Here is a 23,325-nt window from a genome sequence, read left to right on the forward strand (position 1 = left end):
ATATGACTGACTCCCAACCCACCCACAGCGAATGCCGCACCGTCACCGGCATCCTCGCGCGCGTCGGCGACAAATGGACGGTGCTGGTGGTGATGACGCTGCGTCAGCAACCGCGCCGCTTCAACGACCTGAAACGCGCGGTACAGGGCATCTCGCAACAGATGCTGACGCGCACGCTCAAAGCGCTGGAGCGCGATGGACTGGTGTCACGCACCGTTCACGCGACCGTCCCGCCGCAGGTCGAATATGGCCTGACCAATCTCGGCCATTCGCTCGCCGAACCCGTCAAAATCCTCGGGCAATGGGCGTTTGAAAATCTCGGGACGATCTACGATCACCGCGACCGCTATGACCGCACGGACGACGCGCGCGTCAGTTCCGGATGACGATCACCGTCGTCGCGGCGGGCTGCGGCGGCGCATAATAACCGGCGGGCTGCGAACAGCGCTGGCGGCACACGCGCAGTTGCGCCGCGCGCTCATTTGCCAGCCGCCGCCATGCCTGCGCCCGGTCGATCAGTCGGCCGACCTGCCACTCGGTGCTTTCCCATGCCTCTTCCCGGCATCGGCGATCGCCACCGCAGATTCGCTTGACCGCATGGTCGATCCGGGCGGCCAATATATCGACGCCCGCGTCGCTCGACAGATCCAGCCCCGCCGCAGGCACGGCGATCTGGCGTTCCTCATAGCGGTCCGAATCGCGCGCCGACGCTGGTGATGCCAGACATGCGGACAACGCAACTATGCTCGTCACGGTTCGCAGCATTTTCACGGCCTCCTTCCCGACAGTCTAGCGCTGGCGCAGACCGCCGTTAACCATTCTTGTCCGCAGATCGTCCCGGCGTCGGACATGTCGCATCGCTCCGGATATCGGCGTCGGGCCGTCCGATTCATCGCTAACAGCCGGTAATCTTTACCAGTTGTTCGCCATCCGCCGCCTAGAATGCATTCATGGGTCGGGGGATCATATCGTGCTTTGTGGCAGTTTTGGTCGCGGCGCTGGCGTTCGTCGTCGCGCCCGCCCATGCGCAACCTGCGGGTCTCAGCGCGGGTCAGGTCGGCCGCCCCTTGCAGGTTTGCGTTCGCGCCGTGCGACCCGGCGACGATCCGGCCAGGCTGATCCGTCAGCCACAAAGCTTCGACTGCACCACCAGACAAACCGCGTTCGGCCCGGGCAGTTACTGGGTAATCTCCAGCCCGATCGACCAACGATCGCGCTCGCGGCAACCGCTGGCGGCGCGCATCGGCAGCGTCTGGCAGGACAGGCTGACGCTCCATATACTCTATACCGACGGTCGCATCGCCACGATGGCCGACGACCGATACAGTGTCAGCCGCCGCATTCAGCTCGGCGCGATCATCGAATACCCGCTGCCGCGCGATCGGGCCAAGGTCAAACGGCTGATGTGGCGGGTCGACGGTGCGGCAAATTTGCGCGGCATCGTCGTCGGGGCGCGGCTGGCGACCAAGGCGGAAAGCGATCTGTCGAACCTCACAATGGCCGCGATCTACAGCGGCTTTGGCGGACTCGCGCTGGCGCTGCTCACCTATAATCTCGCTTTATGGGCGTCGCTGCGTCACCGGTTCCAGCTCGCTTACTGCCTGATGGTAAGCGCGCTGATGGCCTATGCCTTCACTTCGTCGGGCGCGATGGCATGGGCGTTTCCCGATGTCGCCAACAATGATCGGCTGCGGATCAACTATCTGCTGCTGACACTCGCCTGCGCCTCGGCACTGCTGTTCGCCCGCGCCTTTTTCGAGGAGCATGTCTTCGGCCCGCGCTTGCGGCTGACCATGCGCATTGCCGTCGGCGTGCTGGTGGCCGCCGGACTGTTCTTCGTGCTGCTCGCACCCATTGGCGTCCAGATGGTGGATCGCATCTATTCCTGGGTGTTCCTCGGCGTCATCATCAGCGTCGTTGCGACCTTGTGGAGCGCGTGGCGCAACCGTTCCAATTTCCTGTGGCTGTTCGCCATCGCCTGGGCCGTGCCGATCTTCGCCGCCAGCCTGCGCGTCTTCGCCAATCTCGGGCTGATCCGCTGGAACTTCTGGCTCGACAATTCGACCATATTGTCGATGGCGGCAGAGGCGCTGATCTCGTCGGTCGCCATCGCCTATCGCATACGCCTGCTCAGCCAAGAACGCGATTCGGCTGTCGCGGCGGAGGCGGTGGCGCGCCGCCTTGCCGATACCGATCCGCTCACCGGCCTGTTCAACCGCCGTGCGTTCCTCGCCAATGCGATCGGGCGCGAAGGGCCGCAGACCCTGCTCGTCCTCGATCTCGATCACTTCAAACAGGTCAACGAGACGCTGGGCCATGATGGCGGCGACGAAGTCCTGCGCGTCGTCGCCCGCACGCTGCGCGCGCTCGCGCCATCGCACGCGCTGGTCGCGCGCATCGGCGGTGAGGAGTTCGCGGTGCTGACCGACATGGCCCATCCGCTGGATGCCGAGGCGCTGCTCGCCCGTCTGCGCGCGACCCGCATGCCGTTCGACCTGCGCGTCACCGCCAGCGTCGGCGCCGCGACCGGCCCGCTCGCCGTCGAGGCGCACTGGAAAACGATCTATCGTGCCGCCGACACTGCGCTGTTCGCCGCCAAATCCGCCGGCCGCGACCGCGTCAGGGCCGCACCGCTGGCGGCATAGCTTGCCGTCTCGGCGCGCTACCCACCCCAATTCAGTTGCCGTTCATCGGCCATAAGCGTAACAACGGAGCCATCGGGAGGACGCGATGGACAGGTTGGACAAGCGGAAGATCGCACTGATCGGCGGTGGCGCGGCATTGCTTGCGCTGACCGTCCTGCCGCATCCGACGGCGGACATCCGCATCCTCACCCACGACGTGACCGACACCGCCCCGCGCAAGGTTCAGGCGGCGGTCGATCTGGGCGTGATGGCCGTGTCCGTGCTCTATACATGGACCGCGAAACGCGCGCTGCGCTGACGTTTACGTCAAGCGCTTGCCTCGTTCGGGCGAGTTGCTTACACCTGTGTAAATGAGCGTTCCCGAACAGCTTTGGCCTGAGCAGGTCTGGCGCACAGCCTATCTCCATCCCGGCCCATGGGATCAGCATCTGCCGCCGCTCTCGATGGCCGCCGCCTTCGACGAATCGGCAAAGCGCATGGGGCACGCCCCGCTGCTCGACTTTCTCGGCCGTCATTACAGCTATGCCGAGACGCTGGATGGCGCGAACCGCGTCGCCTGTGGGCTGCGCGCACTTGGCTATGGCCCCGGCGACCGCATCGGCCTGTTCCTGCCCAACGTCCCACATTACGTCGCCGCTTACTACGGCATCCTCAAGCTCGGTGCGACGGTCGTCAATTTCTCGCCGCTCTATTCTGTCGAGGAACTCGCGGCCCAGGTAGCCGATTCGGGCACCCGTATCCTGTTCACAATCAGCGCCACGGCATTGCTGCCCACCGCGTTGAAGGTGCTGGACCAGAGCGGGCTTGAGCGATTGGTCGTAGGTTCGGTCGCGGGCGCGCTGCCGCCAACCAAGTCGATCCTCTACCGCCTGTTCAAGCGCAAGGAGGTCGCCGAAAAGCCCGACGATCCTCGCATCCTCGCCTTCTCGCACCTCATCGCCAATAACGGCGCATGCGAGACCGCGACGATCGATCCCGAAACCCACCTCGCGCTGATCCAATATACCGGCGGCACCACCGGCGTACCGAAGGGCGCGATGCTCACGCATCAGAACCTCACCGCCAACGCACGCCAGGTCGCCAAGCTCGACCCCGAACTCGGCGAAAGCCACGACAAGGTACTCGGCGTCCTCCCCTTTTTCCACGTTTTCGCCAACACCTGCGTCCTGAACCGCACGATCTTCACCGGCGGCGAAATCGTCATGCTCCCGCGCTTCGACGCAGCACAGGCGCTGGCGGCGATCCACCGTACCAAACCGACCGCGCTTCCCGGCGTCCCGACGATGTTTCAGGCGCTGATCGACCATCCCAACGCCGCGACCACCGACTGGTCGAGCCTGAAATACTGCATCACCGGCGGTGCCCCCCTCCCCGCCGAATTGCGCACCCGCTTCGAGGCGAAAACGGGTGCCCGCCTGATCGAGGGTTATGGCCTGTCCGAAAGCTCGGGCGTCGTCTCGACCAACCCGTATCAGAACCTCAACAAGTCCGGCACGATCGGCCAGCCGCTGATCGCCACGCGCGTGCGGCTGGTGGACAAGGAGGATGCCACCCGCCCCGCACCCGAGGGCGAACCGGGTGAAATCGTCGTCGCGGGGCCACAGATCATGGCTGGTTACTGGAACCGTGAAGAGGCGGACGACACCACATTCTGTGTCGATGCCACCGGCCAGAAATGGCTGCGCACCGGCGATGTCGGCCAGATCGACCAGGACGGTTTCATCTGCATCGTCGATCGCATCAAGGACATGATCGCGGTCGGCGGCTTCAAGGTATTCCCCAAGCATATCGAGGACGTGCTCTACCGCCACCCGGCGGTGAAGGAGGCTTTGGTGGTGGGAATGCCCGATGCCTATCGGGGCGAGACCCCGCGAGCCTATGTATCGCTCAACGACGATGCCGAACCCGTCACCGGCGAAACACTGCGCGACTGGGTGAATCCTCAGATCGGCAAACACGAGCGCGTCGATGCCGTGGTGATCCGCGAGAAACTGCCCAAGACGATGATCGGCAAGTTGAGCCGCAAGGATTTGTTGATCGAGATCGCGGCGGGAGCATGCCGCACCTGATAATCAATCGTCACCCCGGGCTTGACCCGGAGTCCCGCTTCTTGGCCGGGCGAGCTAGCCGGACCCCGGGTCCATCCCGGGGTGAGGAAAGATAGAATATCACAGTTGGCACATTGGCCTGGATAATAATCCCGCCCTAATCCGCCAGCATCACCCCCTTCAAATTCATGAACTCGTGCAATCCCCATGGCCCCAGCTCACGGCCATGCCCTGACAGCTTCACACCCCCGAATGGCGCTTCCGGCGTCGACGCCAGCATCGCGTTCACCGCGATCATCCCCGCCTCGATATCGCGCAAGAACCGCTCGATCTCCGTCTGATCCTGCGACCATACGCTCGACCCCAGCCCGAACGGCACGTCGTTCGCCAGCGCCACCGCCGCATCCACATCGTTCGCGCGAAACACCATTGCCACCGGCCCGAAAATCTCCTCCTGCGCAAAGTCGGCATCGGGATCGACGCCGGTCAGCACCCCCGGCTCCATCCACGCGCCGTCACGCTCGATCTTCACGCCACCCGTCAGCGTCGCCCCCGCCGCCACCGCCCGCTGCAGCTGCTCCAGCACCGTATCGCGCTGCTCGACACTCGACAGCGGTCCCATATCGACGCCGGTCATGGGATCGCCGACCTGCACCGCCTTCATGCCCGCGACGAACTTTTCCAGAAATGCATCATAGACGTCAGTATGCACGACCATCCGCTTGGCGCAGATGCACGACTGCCCCGCATTCTGGATGCGTGCCTTCACCGCCACCTTCGCCGCTTCGTCAATATCTGCAGAGGGCATCACGATGAACGGGTCCGACCCGCCCAGTTCCAGCACGACCTTCTTCAACGCCCGCCCCGCAGCCTCACCGACTTTTGCGCCCGCGCCCTCGCTGCCCGTCAGCGTCACCGCCACCACGCGCTTGTCGGCGATGATCCGCGACACCTTGTCCGATTTGACGGCCAAATTCTGGAACAGCCCGTCGGGTGCGCCCGCCGCGCTTACCAGCTGCTGGATCAACGCCGCGCACCCTTGCGTAAGCGAAGCATGTTTCAACAGCCCGACATTCCCCGCCATGATCGTCGGGGCCAGCCAGCGCACGGCCTGCCAATAGGGGAAGTTCCACGGCATGATCGCCAGGATCGGCCCCAACGCTTGCCACTGCGCCACCGCGCGCCCGGTCGGCGTCTTCGTCTCGACCGGCTCCAGAAACCCCGGCCCGTTCGCGGCGTAATAGCGAAACCCCGCAACGCATTTCTCGACCTCGGCCACGGCGGATGCCACCGTCTTGCCCATTTCCTGCGTCGCCACTTCCGCCAGATGCTGCTTGTTCGCTTCGAACTGATCGGCGATCGCACTCAGCAACGCCGTCCGCTGCTCCAACGCGCTCACCCGCCACGATCGATACGCCGCCGCCGCCCGCACCAGCGCCGCCTCGATCCCGGCGTCATCCAGTTCCTCAAACGTCGCACCGTCTTTGCCGGTCGCCGGATTGATGCTGGTGAACATGGGTATCTCCTTCGCGCTATATCTAGCGAACCCAACGAACGCACGGGAGGTTGAATCCGCCCCGCCCGTGTCGCATAGCGGCGGCATGACAGAGGCCCCCGACATCGCCGCGCTTTCGTTCGAGGACGCACTCAAGGAACTGGAACGTATCGTCGGTCGGCTCGAAAGCGGCGATGCACAGTTGCAGGAGGCGATCGACCTGTACGAACGCGGCGACGCGCTGCGCAAGCAATGCGCGGCCCGGCTCGACGCGGCGCAAGCGCGGATCGAGGCGATTCGCGTCGATGCCGACGGGCGCGTGACCGGCACCACACCTTTCGCAGCCGGATGAGCGTCGTCGTGGGGGATGCTTCGCTCACGCTCGAATCCGCGATCCGCGATGTCGCGAGCGAAGTCGATCGCCAGTTCGACCTGCTCCTTCCCGTCCCCGCTGACGCCCGCGCGCGCCTGTATGAAGCGATGCGCTACGCCGCGATCGGCGGCGGCAAGCGGCTGCGTCCGCTGCTCACTTTCTCGACCGCACGCCTGTTCGGCGTCGATCGCACTTGCGCTGCCCGCGCCGCCACCGCGATCGAGTGCATCCACGTCTATTCGCTGATCCATGACGACCTCCCCGCGATGGACGATGACGACATGCGCCGCGGCAAGCCGACCGTTCATCGCGCTTATGACGAGGCGACGGCGATTTTGGCGGGCGATTGCCTCCATGCCCTTGCCTTCGAAATCCTCGCCGATCCGGCGACTCACGCCGACCCGTTCGTCCGCGCCGAGCTGATCGCCGACCTCGCCCGCGCCGCCGGCCCGGCTGGCATGGCAGGCGGCCAGATGATGGACCTGGTCGCGGAAGGCACGACCTTCGACCTCGCCACCGTTACCCGGCTTCAGGCGCTCAAGACCGGTGCGCTGATCGCCTCCTCGGTCGAGGCAGGCGCAATCCTCGGCCGCATCCCGCCCGAAGGCCGCACCGGCCTGCGCGGCTATGCCCGCGACATCGGCCTCGCCTTCCAGATCGCCGACGACATCCTCGACGTCGAGGGTGACGAGGAAGCGGCGGGCAAGAAACTGCGCAAGGACGCCGAGGCCGGCAAGGAAACCTTCCTCTCCCTCCTCGGCCTCGACCGTGCGCGCGAACAGGCGCGGATGCTGGTCGATCAGTCGATCGCCCATCTCCACAGCTTTGGCGCGGAGGCCGACCTGCTACGCGCCATCGCCCGCTACGTGCTTGAGCGGGATCGGTGACGGCGACTGTCAGTGCCGGGCGCTTGAGGCCATGGCGGATTCGAAAGATCGCCGGAATCCTCGCAGCCTTGCTGTTTCTCTACCTGCTTATAACCGGCCCCGGCCGCCAACTCTACATGTTCGGCCAGCTTCCCTATCTCACTGACAATATACCAAATACAAATTGCACCGCCGCCCGATTTGCTTTGGTAGAAGAGAGTGTTGGGCTGCTCGGGGACGGCTATGTAAAGGTGGCCATTCACGGTCTCGATTGCGCGAAATCCATACGCACTTCGTTGGCCGCCAATGGCGCGCGTGAAGTCTATATCGCCGAGGGACTCGGCGGCTTGGCAATACCCGGCAAACATCGTCTTTTGGGGCGTCCTGAAGTCATGTTCAAAGGACCAGTGCTGAACGCATTCGCCTTCGGGGACGATGGCATCACAATCTGGTTGAGGTATTCAGAATGACCACCCGCACCGGCGTCTATCCCGGCACCTTCGATCCGATCACGCTTGGCCATATGGACATCATCCGGCGCGGCGCGAAGCTGGTCGACCGGCTCGTCATCGGCGTCACCACCAATCCGTCGAAAAACCCGATGTTCACGGTCGAGGAGCGAATGGACATGGTCCGCCGCGAGACCGCCGGGATCGGCGGCGACATCCGTGTCGTCAGCTTCGATTCGCTGCTGATGGACTTTGCCGAGCGCGAGGGCGCGAGCATGATCGTGCGCGGCCTGCGCGCCGTCGCCGACTTCGAATATGAGTATCAAATGGCCGGCATGAACCAGCAGCTCAATGGCCGGATCGAGACCGTTTTCCTGATGGCGGACGTTTCGCTGCAACCGATCGCCAGCCGCCTGGTCAAGGAAATCGCCATGTTCGGCGGCGAAATCGGTAAATTCGTGCCCGCCATGGTGCGTGATGAAGTCGTCGCCCGCGTCGATAAGATCGGACGTAAAGGATCATAGCGGCACCTTCGGGCATGCTGGGGGCATGCCCTGCCGCGAAGATCGACTGCAAAATGCAGCCGTCGAAGCCGTTCGCCGCAATTCCGCCACCAGCCGCATTCATTTTGCGGCCAGCGGCGAATTGCTCTAAGCCGTTCCAAACTGACCTCCGCTGGGGATATCGATGCGTTTTGTTGCCCTGTTTCTTGCCCTTGCGGGTTCGCTCTTCACTTTGTCCGCAAGCGCCCAGATCGTTCCCGCTCCCACCGGCCGAGCGACGCCGCCCGCCACCACGGACAAGGAGAATCTGTGGATTCTCGACCTGTCCACCGGCGGTCGCGTCACCATCTGGCTGCGTCCCGATGTCGCGCCCAAGCAAGTCGAGCGGATCAAGGAACTGACTCGCAAGAAATTCTACGACGGCCTGCTGTTCCACCGCGTGATCGAAGGATTCATGGCGCAGGGCGGCGATCCCAAGGGTGACGGCACCGGCGGCTCGGACCTTCCCGACTTGCCCAAGGAGTTTAACTATCTGCCCCACGTGCGCGGTGCAGTCTCGGCGGCGCGCAACGGGGCCCCCGACAATGCCCCGGCGGACGTGAAGGAAAAGGCGGAGAACAGCGCGAACAGCCAGTTCTTCATCATGCTGGTGCCGCGCCTCTCGCTCGATCAGAAATACACCGTCTTCGGTCGCGTGATCGACGGCATGCAATATGTCGATGCCATCCCGCGGGGCGAGCCACCGGCGAACCCCGCGCGCGTCGTCCGCGCCTATATCGCCATTGACAACCCGCCGGCCTATGTCGCAGCGCCCGCTGCGCCGGTCGAACAACCGGCGGCACTCCCGCCCGGCCCCGGCAAGTAATGCCCCGCCCGGCGCGTCCGGGCAAAGGCCGTCGATGAACGTCGATCTGTTCGATTTCGAGCTTCCGCCAGAGCGGATCGCGCTGCGCCCCGCGTCCCCGCGCGATTCGGCGCGCCTGCTGCTGCTCGACGGCGACGAGACAAGCGACCGCTCGGTCGCCGACCTCCCCGCATTGCTCCGGCACGGCGATCTGCTGGTCTTCAACGACACCCGCGTCATCCCGGCCCAGCTTGAAGGCACACGCGGTGCGGCGAAAATCGGCGCAACTCTGCACAAGCGCGAAGGCCCGCGTCACTGGATCGCCTTCATCCGCAACGCCAAGCGGCTGCGCGTGGGCGAAACCGTCGACTTCGGAACCGGCGTCACGGCAGTCGCCGAAGCCCGCCATGAAGACGGCAGCTTCACGCTATTTTTCTCGGGCGACGAGCCTGTCGAACTCCTGCTCGAACGCGCCGGGCGCATGCCGCTCCCGCCCTATATCGCCGCCAAACGCCCAACCGATGCGCGTGACGCCGCCGATTACCAGACAATGTTCGCAAACGAACCCGGCGCCGTCGCCGCCCCCACCGCCGCGCTGCACTTCACGCCCGAGCTAATTGCCGCGCTCGACGCAGCGGGCATCGGACACACCACGCTGACCCTGCATGTCGGCGCAGGCACCTTTCTGCCGGTCAAGGCCGACGACACCGCCGATCACAAGATGCACGCCGAATGGGGCCGCATTGACGCCGCCACCGCCGACCGCCTCAACGCCGTCCGCGCCGCCGGGGGGCGCGTCATCGCGGTCGGCACCACCAGCCTGCGCCTGATCGAGAGCGCGACTGGCGAAGACGATATCGTCCGCCCGTTCGCTGGCGACACCGCGATCTTCATTACCCCAGGTTATCGCTTCAAGGGGATCGACGGTCTGCTGACCAACTTCCACTTGCCTCGCTCGACCCTGTTCATGCTGGTATCGGCGCTGATGGGGCTCGACCGGATGCAGGCGGCCTATGCCCACGCCATCGACAATGGCTACCGCTTCTATAGCTATGGCGACGCCAGCCTGCTTTTACCGGACAAGCCTTCATGATCCTTGCCACTCTCCTCAGCCTCGCTGCGCAGACCTCGGAGGGGATGCCCAACCGCGGTCGCGTGCCTGTCACTGTCGATCTTCGGGGCCAGCCTCAGCAACCGGCCACGCCAGCCCCGATCCCGCTGATGATCGCTGAGCCGGTGGCCATGGCCATCGCCGCGTTCGATGCGGACGGCGACGGCATCGTCACCCGCACCGAATTCGACGCAGGGGTGAAGCGCTCGTTCGACGTGATCGCAAAGGGGCAGCCATCGTTCGGCTATATCGCGTTCGGCGACTGGTCCGATCGCTGGCTGGGCAACCGCAACGCCCTGCCCAGCCCGTTCGAGGTCGATCAGAATGGCGACAACCGCATTTCGCTGCCCGAACTTCAGGCGCGTTTCGACCTGTTCTTCACCCGTTTCGATGCCGACAAGGATGCTTCGATCCGCCGCAGCGAACTACTTACGATCCGTCAGCCGCCGCAACCGGGCGGCCGCCCCGGCGAGGAAAAAGATGATAAGCGGAGCCGCCGTCGCTGAGAGCAATCAGTGTCCTAGCATCACATGGTGCAGTGCGGCTAAGGTCGGCTCGATGCACGGCTCGCACAAACATTCGCACGGCGACCACGGCCACAGCCACGCCCCCGCCGATTTCGGCCGCGCCTTCGCGGTCGGCACCGCGCTCAACCTCGCCTTCGTTCTGGTCGAGGGTGCGGCGGGCATCCTCACCGGATCGATGGCGCTGCTCGCCGATGCGGGCCACAATCTCTCCGACGTTCTTGGCCTGTTGATCGCATGGGGCGGCGCGTCGCTCGCCAAGCGTCCGGCCTCGCCGCGCTTCACCTATGGTCTGCGCAGTTCCACCATCCTCGCCGCGCTCGCCAACGCGGTGCTGCTACTCGTCGCGGTCGGCGCGATCACGATGGAGGCGGTTCAGCGCTTCAACGATCCCCGCCCGATCGAGGGGCTGACGGTGATGATCGTGGCAGGGATCGGTATCCTCATCAACGGGGCGACCGCGATGATGTTCGCACGCGGTCGCAAGGGCGACATCAACATTCGCGGCGCGTATCTGCACATGGCCGCCGACGCCGCCGTCTCCGCCGGAGTCGTGATCGGCGGTGCGTTGATCCTGTACACCGCCGCCACCTGGATCGATCCCGCGATCAGCCTGGTCATCGTCGCGGTGATCCTGTGGAGCACCTGGGGGCTGCTGCGCGATTCGATCACGATGGCGCTCCACGCCGTCCCGCCCGGCATCGACCCGGAAAAGGTTGAGGCGACGCTTGCCGCGCTGCCCGGCGTCACCCGTGTCCACGATCTGCACATCTGGCCGATGAGCACGACCGAGGTGGCGATGACCGCGCATCTGCTGATTCCTTCCGGCCACCCCGGTGACGCCTTTCTTGACGATGCCCAGCACCGACTGGCGCACGATCACGGCATCGAACATGTCACGCTCCAGATCGAGATCGGCGACGGCGATCCCTGCCGCCTTCATGCAGGCCACGGTCAGCCAGATGCCTGACCCGGCCGCCCCGGTGCGGCTGGTGATCTTCGATTTCGACGGCACGCTATCGGACAGCGGCGGGTGGTTCCTGTCGGTCATGGACCACCTGTCCGATCGCTACGGCTTCCGCCGCGTCGCGCCGGAGGAGGTTGAGCCGATGCGCCGTCTCAGTTCGCGCGACGTCATCCGTCGCCTCGCCATCCCGCGCTGGAAACTCCCCTTCATCGCCCGCTATATCCGCCGCCTGTTCGGGCAGAACACGCATGCGGTTCACCTGTTCGACGGCGTGCCCGAAATGCTCGCGGCGATTCAGGCGGCTGGGGTGAAACTCGCCATCGTGACCTCCAACAGCGAAACCAATGCCCGCGCCGTGCTCGGTCCCGAAAACGCCGCCCGCATCAGCTGGTGGGCATGTGGCGCATCGCTGTTCGGCAAGGCGCCCAAGTTTAGCAAGGTGATGCAGGCCAGCGGCGTCCCCGTCGCGCACATCCTCTCGCTCGGCGACGAAACCCGCGACATCGACGCCGCGCGCGAAACCGGCATCCGTGCCGGGGCCGTGCTGTGGGGCTATGCCAACCCGGCGGCGTTCGCGCATCTGCATCCCGACATCGCGTTCGACAGCCCCGCTGCGGTTGCCGCCCACGTCGTCGCATCAGCCCAGATGGACGGCTAACCACACTGTCGGCACATCGGCGTCGGTCCGCGTCACCCGATGCCGCACCCCCGCCGGGATCGTCAGATGATCGCCCGGTTTCAACGAAACTTCCGCATAGCCGTCCAGCCGGATCGCCGCACTTCCCGCCAGCAACATCACCCATTCGTCCGCATCCTGCTCGAACGGCTTGTCTGCCGGCGTCACCTGCCCGCCCGACACGATCCGCTCGATCCGTACCCCGGGTCGCGCCAGCACTTCCGTAAACACCTCGTCGCGCTTGGCCGATGGGAGCTTCGCCAGCAGATTGGCCACCGCAAGCTTCTTCAACTTCGGCTTTGGCGCGGCCTTGGGCTTCGGCTCTGGCTTCCGCTTCGGCAACCCCTTCGCCGCTTCCGCCCAGTCGCTCCGGCTCGCCCCGCGCAGATAATCGGCAATCTCGTCGGCACTGGCGGTCAGCCCGTCCGCACCGAACCCGAACAACTCTTTCCCGCTCGCATCGGTCAGCCCGAACTTGCCTGCATCGCCGCCCGCCTTGCGCCGCCGCGACTTGACCAGTTTCAACCCCCGGTGCCGCGCACTTTCGCGCAGATCGTCGTCACGCTCGCTTGCCATCGGGCCTCCAACGCATCAATCGGGCGAAATGTCTCCCCGTTTCGACTTCACCATCTCCGCCACCGATGGCAAGGCCCGCACCGGGACCATCGCCATGCAGCGCGGCGATATCCGCACCCCCGCCTTCATGCCGGTCGGCACCGCCGCCACGGTCAAGGCGATGAAGCCACAGGACGTTTGCGCATCGGGCGCCGACATCATCCTCGGCAACACCTATCACCTGATGCTCCGCCCCACCGCCGAACGTATCGACCGGCTGGGCGGCCTGCACCAATTCATGGGTTGGGACCGCCCGATACTCACCGACAGCGGCGGTTATCAGGTGATGAGCCTGTCCGACCTGACCAAGCGCAGCGAGGAAGGGATTGTCTTCAAATCGCACCTCGACGGGTCGCGCCATATGCTCAGCCCCGAACGCTCGATGGAAATCCAGCGGCTGCTCGGCTCGAACATCGTGATGGCATTCGACGAACTGGTCCCCACCACGTCCACGCGCGAAGTGCAGGTCGCGGCGATGGAACGCTCGATGCGCTGGGCCAAGCGCAGTCGTGACGCCTTCGACAGCGGCGGCGCGCATGCTGAAAACAATGCCCTGTTCGGTATCCAGCAGGGGGCGCTCGACAAGGGTTTCCGCAAGGCCAGCGCCGATGCCCTGCTCGACATCGGCTTCGACGGTTACGCGGTCGGTGGCCTCGCGGTCGGCGAGGGGCAGGAGGCGATGTTCGCATGCCTCGACTACGCCCCCGGCCAGCTCGACGCCGCCAAACCGCGCTATCTGATGGGCGTTGGCAAGCCCGACGACATCGTCGGCGCGGTCGAGCGCGGCATCGACATGTTCGACTGCGTCCTGCCGACGCGCAGCGGTCGTACCGGCCAGGCCTTCACCGCACGCGGCCCGCTCAACATCCGCAACGCGAAGCATGCCGAGGATCAGGGGCCGCTCGACCCCAGCTGTGCCTGCCCGGTCTGCGCAACCAGCACCCGCGCCTATCTCCACCACCTCGTCCGCTCCGGCGAAATCCTTGGCGCCATGCTGATGACCGAGCACAACCTGTATTTCTACCAGAGCCTGATGGCCGGCCTCCGCACCGCCATCGCCGCCGGACGCCTGACCGATCACGCCAACGCCTTCCGTACCGGCTATTATGGGGGCTGAGCTCGCCGATCGCATTGCCGAAGCGTATCGCTGGCACCACGCCTTGGGCAATTCGACAATCGATGCCGGATTTTGCCGCATCGTCGCCAACCCGGCGATTCCACGCATCTGGGATGCCAATCATGCCGATGGCGTCATCATCGACACCGCTGCGGGGTTCACCGATCTGCTCGCGGTAATGGACCGCGAACTTGCCCATTGCCCTGACCGCATGGTCCATACCGATCATCGCAGCCCACCGGCGCTGCTCGCGATGCTCGCGCTGGCCGATTTCCGCGAGCAACTGACGATCATTCAGATGGCGTTGACCGGCCCCGTCAGGGGCGATCACCGCGCGCTCCACCTTCATCCGGTCGTGACTGATGCCAACTGGACGATGCTCGCCGATCTTGTCGCCACCGATTATGCCGAGGGTGCCCGCAGCGGCGGGGTCAGCCATGGCCGTGACATCAGCGACGCGCTCGTCGCCGGTTACCGCGCAAAGGGTGCCGCCTATCGCTTCCATCTTGTGATCGAAGATGATGAACCGGTCGCCTATGGCGCATCCGTCGTTTGCCCGGACGGCATCGGTATGATCGAGGATCTTTATACGCACCCCGAGCACCGCCGCCGCGGCATCGCAAGCGCACTGATCGCCGAATACAGCACGCGGCTGGTTGCGGTCGGCTGCGATACGATATTCCTGGGCGCGATCACCAGCGAGCCGGCCAAGCATCTTTACCACCGCCTGGGCTTTCAGCCGGTCGCACTTGCCCGCGCCTGGTTACGCGAAGGCTGATTGCACGACCCGGCCCACTGTCTTACTGTGTTGTCACGCAAGGAGTATCGCGTGACTGACAGCCCCGAAGAAGACGCTATCGCCAACGAAATTACCGCCGCCGCCCGCGCCGCCCGTGAAAGCGCCGAACGCGCCGAGGGGACGCCGGAACCCGCCGATAAAAAGAAGTGGCCGCTAACCCAGATCGGCATCGGTATCGGCTCCGCCGCGCTCGCTGCCGCCGTCATCTATGCCGCGCGCCCGCGCAAAGACGACTAACCTTTTTCCAGACCGGAGACCTTGATGCGCCTGACCCGTACCGCGCTGCTGATCGGCGCTGCCCTGCTTCCCTTCACCGCCAGCGCTCAGCAGGCGTCTCCTGCCCCGGCAAAAGAAATCGCGGTAAAGCCGCTCGATTTCACCGAGCGCACGCTGGCTAATGGCCTGAAGGTCTATGCGATCCGCGACACCACGACGGCGAACGTGTCGGTGCAGGTCTGGTATGACGTCGGCAGCAAGGACGATCCGGCCGGCAAATCCGGCTTTGCGCACATGTTCGAACATTTGATGTTCAAGGGCACCCGCAATCTGGTCGATGAGCAGTTTGATCGCCTGACCGAGGATGTCGGCGGCTACAACAACGCCTCGACCAACGCCGATTACACCAATTATTACGAGGTCGTTCCCGCCAACCACCTCGAGCGCCTGTTGTTCGCCGAGGCCGACCGCATGTCGAGCCTGGTCGTCAACGAAAAGATCTTCGCGTCCGAACGCGACGTGGTGAAGGAGGAATTGCGCAGCCGCGTTCTCGCTCAGCCTTATGGCAAGCTGTTCTACGTCTATTTCCCCAACATCTCTTACAGCGTCCACCCCTATGCCCGCCCCGGCATCGGCAGCATCGAAGATCTGGACGCCGCGACGATCGACGATATCCGGGCCTTCCACGCCACTTATTACCGGCCCGACAATGCCGTGCTGGTCGTTGCGGGCAATTTCGACGCCAAGCAGCTCGACCAGTGGGTCGACAAATATTTCGCCAAGATCAAAAAGCCCGACCGCGCCATCCCGCGCGTGACCGTCGCCGAACCGCCACGGACTCAGGCCGTGCGCCAAACGGTGTACGAGGCCAACACCCCGCTCCCCGCCGTGCTGCTCAGCTATCAGCTGCCCGCCGACAATAATCCCGACACGCCTGCGCTGACCGTGCTCGACGGCATATTGTCGGGCGGCGAGAACTCCCGCCTCTACCGCAACCTCGTCTATCGCGATCAGCTGGTGGCTCAGGCCGACACCTTCCTCGACACGCGCCAGTCGACAGGCTCCTATGCGATGTATGCGATCCTCGCCGGGGGAAAAACCGCCGCCGACGGCGAAGCAGCAATGCGCCGCGAGATCGCTGCACTGCGTGACACGCCGGTCAGCGACGCCGAACTGGCCGAGGCCAAGAATGAAATCCTGACCGGCGCGCTCAAGAGCCGCGAAACTGCGGAGGGCAAGGCATCGACCCTCGCCGCGTCGATCATCGTCGACCGCGATCCGCGCCACAGCGACCGTCAGCTGGCCGAAATCGCCCGCGTCACCGCCGCCGATATCCAGCGCGTCGCGCGCAAATATCTGGGTGACAACCAGTCCGCCGCACTCGTCTATCTGCCGGAGGAAAAGGACAAGAAGGGCGACACCATCGCCGTCGCCTCGACGGTCAAGGTCGCGCCGTTGGTCACGCCAAAGGACGTCGTCATCCACACCCAGGCAGCCGCCGATCAGCGCATCGCCATCCCGGCTCCCGGGGCGGCAATCACGCCCGCAATCCCCAAGGCGGTCGAGACCCGCCTCGCCAACGGCATGCGCGTGATCGTAGTCGAAAAGCGCGACCTGCCTATCGTCACTGCCACGGTCGTTACCCCCGGCGGCGGTGCCAAGGACGCGACGGGCAAGGCCGGCACCGCATCGCTCGCCACCGGCATCCTGACCAAGGGCACCAAGACCCGCTCCGCCGAACAGATCGCGCAGCAGATCGAATCGCTGGGCGGCTCGATCGGCGCGGGTGCGGACTGGGATGCCGCCTTCGCCACCGTCACGGTCAAGGCGGATCAGGTCACCCCGGCAATGACCCTGCTCGCCGATGTCGCGCGCAACCCGGCCTTCGCACAGGCCGAGATCGATCGCGCCCGCACCCAGACGATCGACGGCATCACCGTCCAGTTGAAGGACCCGGCAGCGATAGCCGGTTTCGCGGCATCGAAGGCGGTGTTCGGCACCGGTCCTTACGGCCATCTCATCTCGGGCTCACCCACGTCGCTGAAGGGGCTGACGCAAGCCGATCTGCAAACCGCTTACGCCCGCTCGTGGCAGCCCAACCAAGCCGCGCTCGTGGTCGTCGGCGACATCAGCCAGAAGGACGCGACCGCGCTCGCACAACGACTGTTCGGCGACTGGAAAAAGGGTGAGGTCACCGTCACCACCGGCCCGGTCACCGCCGCGCCTAAACCGCGCGTGATCGTCGTCGACATGCCAGGCGCGGGTCAGGCCGGCGTCGTCGTCGCGCGTCCCGGCATTGCCCGCAACGACAAGGATTTCTACGCGGCACAGGTCGCCAACGCCACGCTCGGCGTCGGCTTCACCTCACGCCTCAACCGCGAAATCCGCATCAATCGCGGCTTGGCCTACGGCGCGGGCAGTAGCGTCGATACGCGCCGCATGCCCGGCATCGTCACCGCCTCCACCCAGACCAAGAACCCGTCGGCCACCGAAGTCGTCGCGCTCCTGCTCGCCGAAATGAAGAAGATCGGCGAGGCCCCCGTTCCCGCCACCGAACTCGAATCGCGCAAGGCGGTGCTGGTCGGCAGCTTCGGCCGCCGCATCGAACGCACCGACGGCATCGCCGGTGCACTCAGCGATTACGTCGCGGAGGGCGTCTCGCTCGACGAGCTTCAGCGTTACATCCCCGCGATCCAGAGCGTCTCCCCCGCCGCCGTCCAGACCGCGGCGAAGAAGGTGCTCGATCCCATGGGCGCGAGCATCGTCGTGGTCGGCGATTCGAAGCTGTTCGTGGACGAACTGCGCAAGACCTATCCGCAGCTGGAGGTGATCCCGGCGGCGTCACTGAATTTGGATAGCCCGACATTGAAGTAACTGAATAAGCCCCTCCCCTGAAGGGGAGGGGCTAAAGAAGTTCCACACCCCCAAATATTACATTAACTATCAATCGTTTCACCCCGGGACGCCGCAAAATCCGGGGCAGAAAATCAATCCATTCCACGCTATGCCGCCGCCCTTGAGTGGGAAGAACAGCGTGCTGCGGCAATTTACGCGACTACAGCTTCGGGGCATTGCGGCGGCGCTGCTGGCGTCGTTGATCGGCGCCGGCTTTTCCGCGCATGCCGGACTGTCGTCGCTGCAGGCCGCCGAACAATCCGCCCGCGCCACCGCGCCTGCCCGCACCGGCTATGAAGCCGACGACCATTTCCCCGGCGCGGCCTATTACCAGCTCGCCAGCGACGAAATCGCGGCCCCGTCCAGCGGCGTCACCGGCACCGTCGCGCTCCCGGACGCCCCCGTCCCCGAAAACGCGGTTATCGATCCCACGCTGCGCCCCGCCGCGCCGTTCCAGCTGCGCGGCAGCGCACAGGACAAATCCCGCGCGCTCGAATGCCTCACCACCGCCATCTATTACGAGGCCGCGAACGAGCCCGATGATGGCCAACGCGCCGTGGCACAGGTCATCCTCAACCGCGTCCGCCACCCCACTTTCCCGTCCACCGTCTGCGGCGTGGTCTATCAGGGGTCGGAAAAGGCCGGTTGCCAGTTCAGCTATGCCTGTGACGGATCGATGGCCCGCGCCCCGTCGCGCAGCCACTGGCAGCGCGCCGCGCGCGTCGCTTCCGCAGCACTTTCGGGCGAAGTCTTCGCGCCCGTCGGCATGGCGACGCACTACCATACCTATGCGGTGACCCCAAGCTGGAACAAATCGCTGGTGATGACCGGCGTGTTCGGCGCGCATTTCTTCCACCGGTGGAAGGGCTATTGGGGCACCGGGGCCGCATTCAAACAGGCCTATCGCGGCGACGAACCCTATCCCGGCCCGAAGACGCGCCTTGTCACGGTCCCTGCGATCGTGCCGGTGGCGCTCGCCGCGATCACGCCGCCAATGCCCGGTAGACCTGCGAAAACCGAAAAAGCCGCCGTTCAGCGCGAATATGTCCAGAGCGGCGACGTCCAGCCCGAATATGCGGGCGCGCCCGAAACGCAGGTGCTCGACAAGTGGAAGGACAGCGGCCAGCCGATCCGTTAGGCTCGCTCCGACTTATGGAGGGACCAAGCCCATGAAGCTGTTCTGCCTGACCGCACTGCTGCTGCTGCCCGTCCCAGCACTCGCCGCCGACTTCAGCTGTCGCAACGAAGCCGCCGAACTCACCTGCGACCAAGGTAAATGCGACGTGAAAACTGCCAACGACTTCACCCCGATGAGCATCTCGCGGCGCGGCACTACGCTTACCGCCTGCGCCTATTCGGGCTGCTGGTCCGGCACCGCCGACCTGCGTCGCGCACGCGGCCACCTCGAATTCCTCCACGCGCGCGTCCGCCAGGAAAATCGCACCGATGGCAAACCCGGCCCACCCGAATCGCTCGCCATCATCCACGATCGCACCGGTCGCACAGCCCAAATCCGCTTCCTCGCTTTCTCCAACTCGATGACCTGTGACTGACAGCGAAACGGCCCCCGCCAGCTAGGGCGGAGGCCGTCATCGTCAGTCCAGCGGGACGCGCGCTTTAGCGGCGGTTCTGCCAGTCGCGGCGTTCCCAGCGGATCTTCTGCGCCAGCACGGTGAAGCGGCGATCCAGATCGCGGCGCTCCGCCATCGTCAGGCCGGGGGCCGAACGACGGTAGCGATTTTCCAGCTGCGACAGCTGACGGAACTCGGTGCGCAGACGGGTCGCCTCACGGCGGTTCAACTGACCCGACTGGATACCGCGGTTGATCCGCTGCTCAAGCTGTGCCTGGCGCTGGTTCATGCCCCACCAGCCCTGCTGAGCCGACGCGGCGGGGATCGTTGCGGCGGCAATGCCGAGACCGGCGATCATCAATGCAATCTTTTTCATGGTATACTCCTCACTCGAAAACCTGACCGTCTCTACGGTCGAATGCCGTTATCGTTGCAGAGTGTCGCAACGATTTGGCGGATTTGCCGCTTTTGTGTCGCGGCTTGTCGCAAGTCCGGCGGGTCCGTTCAGATTGGTTAACGCGAGTGCGTGTCGTATCTTGCCAAAACACCCGGAAATGCCCATCTTCGTGAAATGTTGAACATTCTTTCGCTCGTCACCGGTGCCGTGGCCTTGCTCATCGCGCTGGTCGGTATTCTTCCGATCCCGCTGCTTCCGCTCGTCAACTGGATCGCGTTTCCAATCGCCGTGGTCGGGTTGGTATTCGGCCTGCTGTCCAGCGGGACAGCCGGCCGCAATCTCAATATCGTCGTGCTGGTTATGAGCGGGCTTCGCCTGTTCCTGACCGGCGGCCTGATCTGAACGAAAAAGGGACCCGGTTTCCCGAGTCCCTCCTTTCGTTAAGCTAGATCACCCTTAGCGGCAGCGCACGTTGCCGCGATCGACCGACGAACCGATCGCCGCACCGCCGGCTGCGCCCAGCAACGTGCCGAGCACGCTCGAACGACCGTTCGACAGCGCATTGCCCAACAGGCCGCCGGCGATGCCGCCAACGATCAGTCCGGTCGTGCCATCGCCACGACGGCAATAATAGCGACCGTCCTGCCCGCGATAGACGCGGTCCTGACGGGTCAGGCGGCGTTCCTGATAGTAGCGGCCGTCGCGATAATATTGATCGGCATAATATGCGCGCTGGCCGCGTGCCGGACGATTCCAGTCGTAATTGCGTGACTGGCGCCAATCGCGACGATCGCCTCGGCGGTCATCACGACGGTCGTCGCGGATATCCCGGCGATCCTCACGATAGTCGCGGCGCGCATCGCGCACATCCTCACGATATTCGCGTTGGGCTTCGCGTGCCTCACGGGGATTGTCGGCGTCGCGGGCGTCACGGCGATAGTCGCGCTGTGCATCGCGGACTTCGTCTCGATATTCTTCGCGCGCCTCGCGCGGCGTGTCCTGTGCCGATGCCGCGATCGGGGCGAAAGCCACCGATGCCATGATGGTGGCGATGATTGGGGTACGCATATTCGTTCTCCTGCCTCTTACTGCCGTTGAACGAACGCCTATGGGCAGAGTTGCGTGAACCAGACACTACGCCGCGTTCACACGGCAGCCACATTCACACCCGCATCGTGCCGGGATAGGCAAATAACAGGTCGCTGTCGGCAGTGGCGGTCAGCTCCACCGATCCTGTCACAGTCACGCACTGACCCGCCTGCCAGTCGACGCCGTCCACATCGCCGGAACCGCGAACCGGCACCAGCCAGCCCGTCACACCCTCGGGCATTGCGATCGAGCGCGTCCCGCCCGGCCAGCGTTCCAGTACGAATTTCGGCCCTTCGACCAGGATCCTCCGTCCCGGTTCCACGTCGCCCGGCATCGGCGCGGCCACAAACGGTCGCGCGTCGGACACCGCAACGCCATCCTCCAGATGCAACTCGCGCGGACGCCCATAGTCGTACAGGCGATATGTCGTTTCGCTGTTCTGCTGAATCTCGATCAGCGTGATCCCCGCGCCGATCGCATGCACCGTGCCCGATGGCGCGTAAAAGAAATCGCCGGCCTTTACCGGCTTCCAGTCGAGCAATTGCTCGATCGACCCGTCCAGCGCCGCCGCGCGCAGCGTGTCGGCATCGGCTGGAACATGCGTCCCCAGCGCGATCGTCGAATCGGGTTCGGCGTCCAGCACGACCCAGCACTCGTCTTTCCCTCGCGGCAACCCCCTCGCGCGGGCCTGTTCGTCGTCGGGATGCACCTGAACCGACAGTTTCTCGCTGGTGAACAGATATTTGACGAGCAGATCGGGTTCGCTGTCGCCCGGTGTCTGGAACCAGACCTCACCGACCGGCTCGGCACCGGGTGCGGGGTCGGCGAATCCCGGCCACAGCTTATGGCGTCCCCACGGCTTTTCGACACGATGCGTGGCCAGAAGTGTCGCGGGCATTGGGTTCTCCGTGCGGTTGAGTGTTGCCGGGGCAACGTGCCAAACCTGACCTTCGATCCGGTTCGCCGCAAGCACTCTAAAAAACATTTCGCGCGGGGGCATCGCGCCCGTTTGTGAGAAGCGGTACCGGTCCGCTGCCCCACCCGGCCGCCCAGCGACAGTGTATTCTATGGGTGGCCGGGTGGGAAGTGTCCGGCCCGTGACGCCCCCGGCATCACTGAACAGCGCGGGGCGCTGTTCACCGGTCACTGGCCGGTACCGCGAAATGCGCCCTTGGCGCATTTCCAAACAGCCTATAAGAACCGCGCCATGCGTATGCTTCCCACCCGTCCTCTCGCGCTCCTACTCGTTGCCGCGCTCGCCCTTCCGCTCGCCGCGTGCAACCGTGGCGGCGGCACCCGTGCCGACCTTCCTTACGTCGCGCGCGACGTGGGCACGCTCTATGCTGCGGCCAAGCAGCGGCTGGACAACGGCCAGTACAAGCTGGCGGCCGCGCTGTTCGACGAGGTGGAGCGCCAGCATCCCTATTCCGTCTGGGCGCGCCGCGCTCAGCTGATGGGTGCCTTCGCTTATTATCTCGACAAGAATTACACCCAGTCGATCCAGTCGTCGCAGCGTTTTCTGGCGGTCCACCCCGGCAACCGCGACGCGCCCTATGCCTATTATCTGATCTCGCTCAGCTATTATGAGCAGATCAGCGACGTCACCCGCGATCAAAAGATCACGCAACAGGCGCTCGATTCGCTGGGCGAACTCAACCGCCGTTTTCCCAACACCCGCTACGCCGCCGATGCCCGGCTGAAGATCGATCTGGTCCGCGACCATCTTGCGGGCAAGGAGATGGAGGTCGGCCGCTATTATCAGGTTCGCGGCCAGTGGCTGGCGTCGATCATCCGCTTCCGCGCCGTGATCGATACCTATCAGACCACGACTCACACGCCCGAAGCGCTGATGCGCCTGACCGAATCCTATTTCGCGCTCGGCATTAAGGAAGAGGCGAAGAAGGCGGCGGCCGTGCTGGGTGCCAACTATCCCGGCACCGAATGGTATCAGCGCGCATACGAACTGGCGCAGAAACATGGTGAGCCGGTTCCTGTCCCCGTCGCCACCGCGCCTGTGGGAAAGCCGGCGCGCGACGAAACGCCAAGCCCGGCCCCCACGACCGATCCGGCCAGCTGATATTCAACCGTCAAGGGTGGGTGGACATTTAGTCCAGGCGGAGCCGAG

27 protein-coding genes are annotated in these 23,325 nt (G+C 64.8%); 21 read left to right on the forward strand and 6 right to left on the reverse strand.

All coding sequences use genetic code 11. From position 1 onward, the window contains the following. Positions 1–2: 2 nt before the first annotated feature. Complete coding sequence (locus tag U1702_RS09040) at positions 3–386, forward strand: winged helix-turn-helix transcriptional regulator (RefSeq protein ID WP_332723683.1); 384 nt, start codon at positions 3–5, stop codon at positions 384–386. Here U1702_RS09040 and U1702_RS09045 read toward each other — a convergent pair. Then, positions 373–765, reverse strand: coding sequence for a UrcA family protein (locus U1702_RS09045; RefSeq protein WP_332723684.1), 393 nt, complete (start codon positions 763–765; stop codon positions 373–375). The genes U1702_RS09040 and U1702_RS09045 overlap by 14 nt on opposite strands. A 212-nt stretch (positions 766–977) precedes the next feature. On the opposite strand from U1702_RS09045, the gene U1702_RS09050 reads away from it, so the two are divergent. From U1702_RS09050 to U1702_RS09060, 3 genes are all read left to right on the forward strand, one after another. Beyond that, entirely contained in the window at positions 978–2,645 is a 1,668-nt protein-coding gene (locus tag U1702_RS09050) for a GGDEF domain-containing protein (RefSeq protein ID WP_332723685.1), read from the forward strand. An 85-nt stretch (positions 2,646–2,730) separates the two neighbouring features. Further along, positions 2,731–2,943 (forward strand): hypothetical protein, encoded by a 213-nt coding sequence (locus U1702_RS09055; RefSeq protein ID WP_332723686.1) that lies wholly within the window; start codon positions 2,731–2,733, stop codon positions 2,941–2,943. Positions 2,944–2,995: 52 nt separating this feature from the next. After that, positions 2,996–4,714 (forward strand): AMP-binding protein, encoded by a 1,719-nt coding sequence (locus U1702_RS09060; RefSeq protein WP_332723687.1) that lies wholly within the window; start codon positions 2,996–2,998, stop codon positions 4,712–4,714. A 136-nt stretch (positions 4,715–4,850) separates the two neighbouring features. Here the strand turns inward: U1702_RS09060 and U1702_RS09065 are convergent, their stop codons facing one another. After that, positions 4,851–6,209, reverse strand: a complete 1,359-nt coding sequence (locus tag U1702_RS09065) for an NAD-dependent succinate-semialdehyde dehydrogenase (protein ID WP_332723688.1) — start codon at positions 6,207–6,209, stop codon at positions 4,851–4,853. A gap of 85 nt (positions 6,210–6,294) precedes the next feature. Between U1702_RS09065 and U1702_RS09070 the strand changes: the two genes are divergently transcribed. The 9 genes from U1702_RS09070 (at position 6,295) to U1702_RS09110 (ending at position 12,483) form a co-directional block, all read left to right on the forward strand. Further along, positions 6,295–6,540 (forward strand): exodeoxyribonuclease VII small subunit, encoded by a 246-nt coding sequence (locus tag U1702_RS09070; RefSeq protein WP_332723689.1) that lies wholly within the window; start codon positions 6,295–6,297, stop codon positions 6,538–6,540. After that, a complete protein-coding gene (locus tag U1702_RS09075; RefSeq protein WP_332723690.1) occupies positions 6,537–7,448 on the forward strand; it encodes a polyprenyl synthetase family protein in 912 nt (303 codons plus the stop codon). Before U1702_RS09070 ends, U1702_RS09075 begins: the two co-directional genes overlap by 4 nt. Next, entirely contained in the window at positions 7,445–7,897 is a 453-nt protein-coding gene (locus U1702_RS09080; protein ID WP_332723691.1) for a hypothetical protein, read from the forward strand. The genes U1702_RS09075 and U1702_RS09080 overlap by 4 nt, the downstream gene beginning before the upstream one ends. After that, complete coding sequence (coaD, locus tag U1702_RS09085) at positions 7,894–8,400, forward strand: pantetheine-phosphate adenylyltransferase (protein WP_332723692.1); 507 nt, start codon at positions 7,894–7,896, stop codon at positions 8,398–8,400. Before U1702_RS09080 ends, coaD begins: the two co-directional genes overlap by 4 nt. Before the next feature lie 163 nt (positions 8,401–8,563). Further along, on the forward strand, positions 8,564–9,244 hold the full coding sequence (locus tag U1702_RS09090) for a peptidylprolyl isomerase (RefSeq protein WP_332723693.1): 681 nt from the start codon (positions 8,564–8,566) through the stop codon (positions 9,242–9,244). 34 nt (positions 9,245–9,278) lie between these two features. Beyond that, positions 9,279–10,316 (forward strand): tRNA preQ1(34) S-adenosylmethionine ribosyltransferase-isomerase QueA, encoded by a 1,038-nt coding sequence (queA, locus tag U1702_RS09095; RefSeq protein WP_332723694.1) that lies wholly within the window; start codon positions 9,279–9,281, stop codon positions 10,314–10,316. Beyond that, on the forward strand, positions 10,313–10,840 hold the full coding sequence (locus tag U1702_RS09100) for an EF-hand domain-containing protein (RefSeq protein ID WP_332723695.1): 528 nt from the start codon (positions 10,313–10,315) through the stop codon (positions 10,838–10,840). Before queA ends, U1702_RS09100 begins: the two co-directional genes overlap by 4 nt. 52 nt (positions 10,841–10,892) lie before the next feature. After that, positions 10,893–11,828: a cation diffusion facilitator family transporter gene (locus U1702_RS09105; RefSeq protein WP_332723696.1), complete on the forward strand. Its 936-nt coding sequence runs from the start codon at positions 10,893–10,895 to the stop codon at positions 11,826–11,828. After that, positions 11,821–12,483 carry an HAD hydrolase-like protein gene (locus U1702_RS09110; RefSeq protein ID WP_332723697.1) on the forward strand — a complete coding sequence of 221 codons (663 nt, stop codon included), beginning with the start codon at positions 11,821–11,823 and terminating at the stop codon, positions 12,481–12,483. The genes U1702_RS09105 and U1702_RS09110 overlap by 8 nt, the downstream gene beginning before the upstream one ends. Here the strand turns inward: U1702_RS09110 and U1702_RS09115 are convergent. Beyond that, the gene (locus U1702_RS09115; protein ID WP_332723698.1) at positions 12,463–13,077 is read right to left on the reverse strand and encodes a cupin domain-containing protein; all 615 of its coding nucleotides are present in this window, start codon (positions 13,075–13,077) and stop codon (positions 12,463–12,465) included. The genes U1702_RS09110 and U1702_RS09115 overlap by 21 nt on opposite strands. A 28-nt stretch (positions 13,078–13,105) precedes the next feature. On the opposite strand from U1702_RS09115, the gene tgt reads away from it, so the two are divergent. The 6 genes from tgt to U1702_RS09145 all read left to right on the forward strand — a co-directional run bounded on the left by tgt (position 13,106) and on the right by U1702_RS09145 (position 19,696). Then, a complete protein-coding gene (tgt, locus tag U1702_RS09120; RefSeq protein WP_332723699.1) occupies positions 13,106–14,233 on the forward strand; it encodes a tRNA guanosine(34) transglycosylase Tgt in 1,128 nt (375 codons plus the stop codon). Next, positions 14,223–15,011 carry a GNAT family N-acetyltransferase gene (locus tag U1702_RS09125; protein WP_332723700.1) on the forward strand — a complete coding sequence of 263 codons (789 nt, stop codon included), beginning with the start codon at positions 14,223–14,225 and terminating at the stop codon, positions 15,009–15,011. The genes tgt and U1702_RS09125 overlap by 11 nt, the downstream gene beginning before the upstream one ends. Positions 15,012–15,062: 51 nt before the next feature. After that, a complete protein-coding gene (locus U1702_RS09130; protein ID WP_332723701.1) occupies positions 15,063–15,269 on the forward strand; it encodes a hypothetical protein in 207 nt (68 codons plus the stop codon). A gap of 24 nt (positions 15,270–15,293) precedes the next feature. After that, on the forward strand, positions 15,294–18,122 hold the full coding sequence (locus U1702_RS09135; RefSeq protein ID WP_332723702.1) for a M16 family metallopeptidase: 2,829 nt from the start codon (positions 15,294–15,296) through the stop codon (positions 18,120–18,122). 160 nt (positions 18,123–18,282) lie between these two features. Then, positions 18,283–19,281, forward strand: a complete 999-nt coding sequence (locus U1702_RS09140; RefSeq protein WP_332723703.1) for a cell wall hydrolase — start codon at positions 18,283–18,285, stop codon at positions 19,279–19,281. 31 nt (positions 19,282–19,312) lie between these two features. Beyond that, complete coding sequence (locus U1702_RS09145) at positions 19,313–19,696, forward strand: hypothetical protein (protein WP_332723704.1); 384 nt, start codon at positions 19,313–19,315, stop codon at positions 19,694–19,696. A 64-nt stretch (positions 19,697–19,760) separates the two neighbouring features. On the opposite strand, the gene U1702_RS09150 is transcribed toward U1702_RS09145, so the two are convergent. Then, positions 19,761–20,090, reverse strand: coding sequence for a hypothetical protein (locus tag U1702_RS09150; RefSeq protein WP_332723705.1), 330 nt, complete (start codon positions 20,088–20,090; stop codon positions 19,761–19,763). A 195-nt stretch (positions 20,091–20,285) separates the two neighbouring features. On the opposite strand from U1702_RS09150, the gene U1702_RS09155 reads away from it, so the two are divergent. Beyond that, positions 20,286–20,513: a hypothetical protein gene (locus U1702_RS09155; RefSeq protein WP_332723706.1), complete on the forward strand. Its 228-nt coding sequence runs from the start codon at positions 20,286–20,288 to the stop codon at positions 20,511–20,513. 54 nt (positions 20,514–20,567) lie between these two features. On the opposite strand, the gene U1702_RS09160 is transcribed toward U1702_RS09155, so the two are convergent. Next, positions 20,568–21,179: a glycine zipper 2TM domain-containing protein gene (locus U1702_RS09160; protein WP_332723707.1), complete on the reverse strand. Its 612-nt coding sequence runs from the start codon at positions 21,177–21,179 to the stop codon at positions 20,568–20,570. Positions 21,180–21,273: 94 nt separating this feature from the next. Beyond that, positions 21,274–22,098, reverse strand: a complete 825-nt coding sequence (locus tag U1702_RS09165; protein ID WP_332723708.1) for a cupin domain-containing protein — start codon at positions 22,096–22,098, stop codon at positions 21,274–21,276. 309 nt (positions 22,099–22,407) lie between these two features. On the opposite strand from U1702_RS09165, the gene U1702_RS09170 reads away from it, so the two are divergent. Further along, entirely contained in the window at positions 22,408–23,277 is an 870-nt protein-coding gene (locus U1702_RS09170; RefSeq protein ID WP_332723709.1) for an outer membrane protein assembly factor BamD, read from the forward strand. The last annotated feature ends 48 nt before the right edge of the window (positions 23,278–23,325 follow it).

Origin of the sequence: Sphingomonas sp. LT1P40 (assembly GCF_036663835.1) — a bacterium.
In the GTDB taxonomy this organism is placed as follows: domain Bacteria; phylum Pseudomonadota; class Alphaproteobacteria; order Sphingomonadales; family Sphingomonadaceae; genus Sphingomonas.

Excerpts from the sequence above, each read along its gene's own strand:
- U1702_RS09040 (WP_332723683.1), top strand. The coding sequence starts at position 3 with ATGACTGACTCCCAACCCACCCACAGCGAATGCCGCACCGTCACCGGC.
- U1702_RS09045 (WP_332723684.1), bottom strand. The coding sequence starts at position 765 with ATGCTGCGAACCGTGACGAGCATAGTTGCGTTGTCCGCATGTCTGGCA.
- U1702_RS09055 (WP_332723686.1), top strand. The coding sequence starts at position 2,731 with ATGGACAGGTTGGACAAGCGGAAGATCGCACTGATCGGCGGTGGCGCG.
- U1702_RS09060 (WP_332723687.1), top strand. The coding sequence starts at position 2,996 with ATGAGCGTTCCCGAACAGCTTTGGCCTGAGCAGGTCTGGCGCACAGCC.
- U1702_RS09065 (WP_332723688.1), bottom strand. The coding sequence starts at position 6,209 with ATGTTCACCAGCATCAATCCGGCGACCGGCAAAGACGGTGCGACGTTT.
- U1702_RS09070 (WP_332723689.1), top strand. The coding sequence starts at position 6,295 with ATGACAGAGGCCCCCGACATCGCCGCGCTTTCGTTCGAGGACGCACTC.
- U1702_RS09075 (WP_332723690.1), top strand. The coding sequence starts at position 6,537 with ATGAGCGTCGTCGTGGGGGATGCTTCGCTCACGCTCGAATCCGCGATC.
- coaD (WP_332723692.1), top strand. The coding sequence starts at position 7,894 with ATGACCACCCGCACCGGCGTCTATCCCGGCACCTTCGATCCGATCACG.
- U1702_RS09090 (WP_332723693.1), top strand. The coding sequence starts at position 8,564 with ATGCGTTTTGTTGCCCTGTTTCTTGCCCTTGCGGGTTCGCTCTTCACT.
- queA (WP_332723694.1), top strand. The coding sequence starts at position 9,279 with ATGAACGTCGATCTGTTCGATTTCGAGCTTCCGCCAGAGCGGATCGCG.
- U1702_RS09100 (WP_332723695.1), top strand. The coding sequence starts at position 10,313 with ATGATCCTTGCCACTCTCCTCAGCCTCGCTGCGCAGACCTCGGAGGGG.
- U1702_RS09105 (WP_332723696.1), top strand. The coding sequence starts at position 10,893 with ATGCACGGCTCGCACAAACATTCGCACGGCGACCACGGCCACAGCCAC.
- U1702_RS09110 (WP_332723697.1), top strand. The coding sequence starts at position 11,821 with ATGCCTGACCCGGCCGCCCCGGTGCGGCTGGTGATCTTCGATTTCGAC.
- U1702_RS09115 (WP_332723698.1), bottom strand. The coding sequence starts at position 13,077 with ATGGCAAGCGAGCGTGACGACGATCTGCGCGAAAGTGCGCGGCACCGG.
- tgt (WP_332723699.1), top strand. The coding sequence starts at position 13,106 with ATGTCTCCCCGTTTCGACTTCACCATCTCCGCCACCGATGGCAAGGCC.
- U1702_RS09125 (WP_332723700.1), top strand. The coding sequence starts at position 14,223 with ATGGGGGCTGAGCTCGCCGATCGCATTGCCGAAGCGTATCGCTGGCAC.
- U1702_RS09135 (WP_332723702.1), top strand. The coding sequence starts at position 15,294 with ATGCGCCTGACCCGTACCGCGCTGCTGATCGGCGCTGCCCTGCTTCCC.
- U1702_RS09145 (WP_332723704.1), top strand. The coding sequence starts at position 19,313 with ATGAAGCTGTTCTGCCTGACCGCACTGCTGCTGCTGCCCGTCCCAGCA.
- U1702_RS09150 (WP_332723705.1), bottom strand. The coding sequence starts at position 20,090 with ATGAAAAAGATTGCATTGATGATCGCCGGTCTCGGCATTGCCGCCGCA.
- U1702_RS09155 (WP_332723706.1), top strand. The coding sequence starts at position 20,286 with ATGTTGAACATTCTTTCGCTCGTCACCGGTGCCGTGGCCTTGCTCATC.
- U1702_RS09160 (WP_332723707.1), bottom strand. The coding sequence starts at position 21,179 with ATGCGTACCCCAATCATCGCCACCATCATGGCATCGGTGGCTTTCGCC.
- U1702_RS09165 (WP_332723708.1), bottom strand. The coding sequence starts at position 22,098 with ATGCCCGCGACACTTCTGGCCACGCATCGTGTCGAAAAGCCGTGGGGA.
- U1702_RS09170 (WP_332723709.1), top strand. The coding sequence starts at position 22,408 with ATGCGTATGCTTCCCACCCGTCCTCTCGCGCTCCTACTCGTTGCCGCG.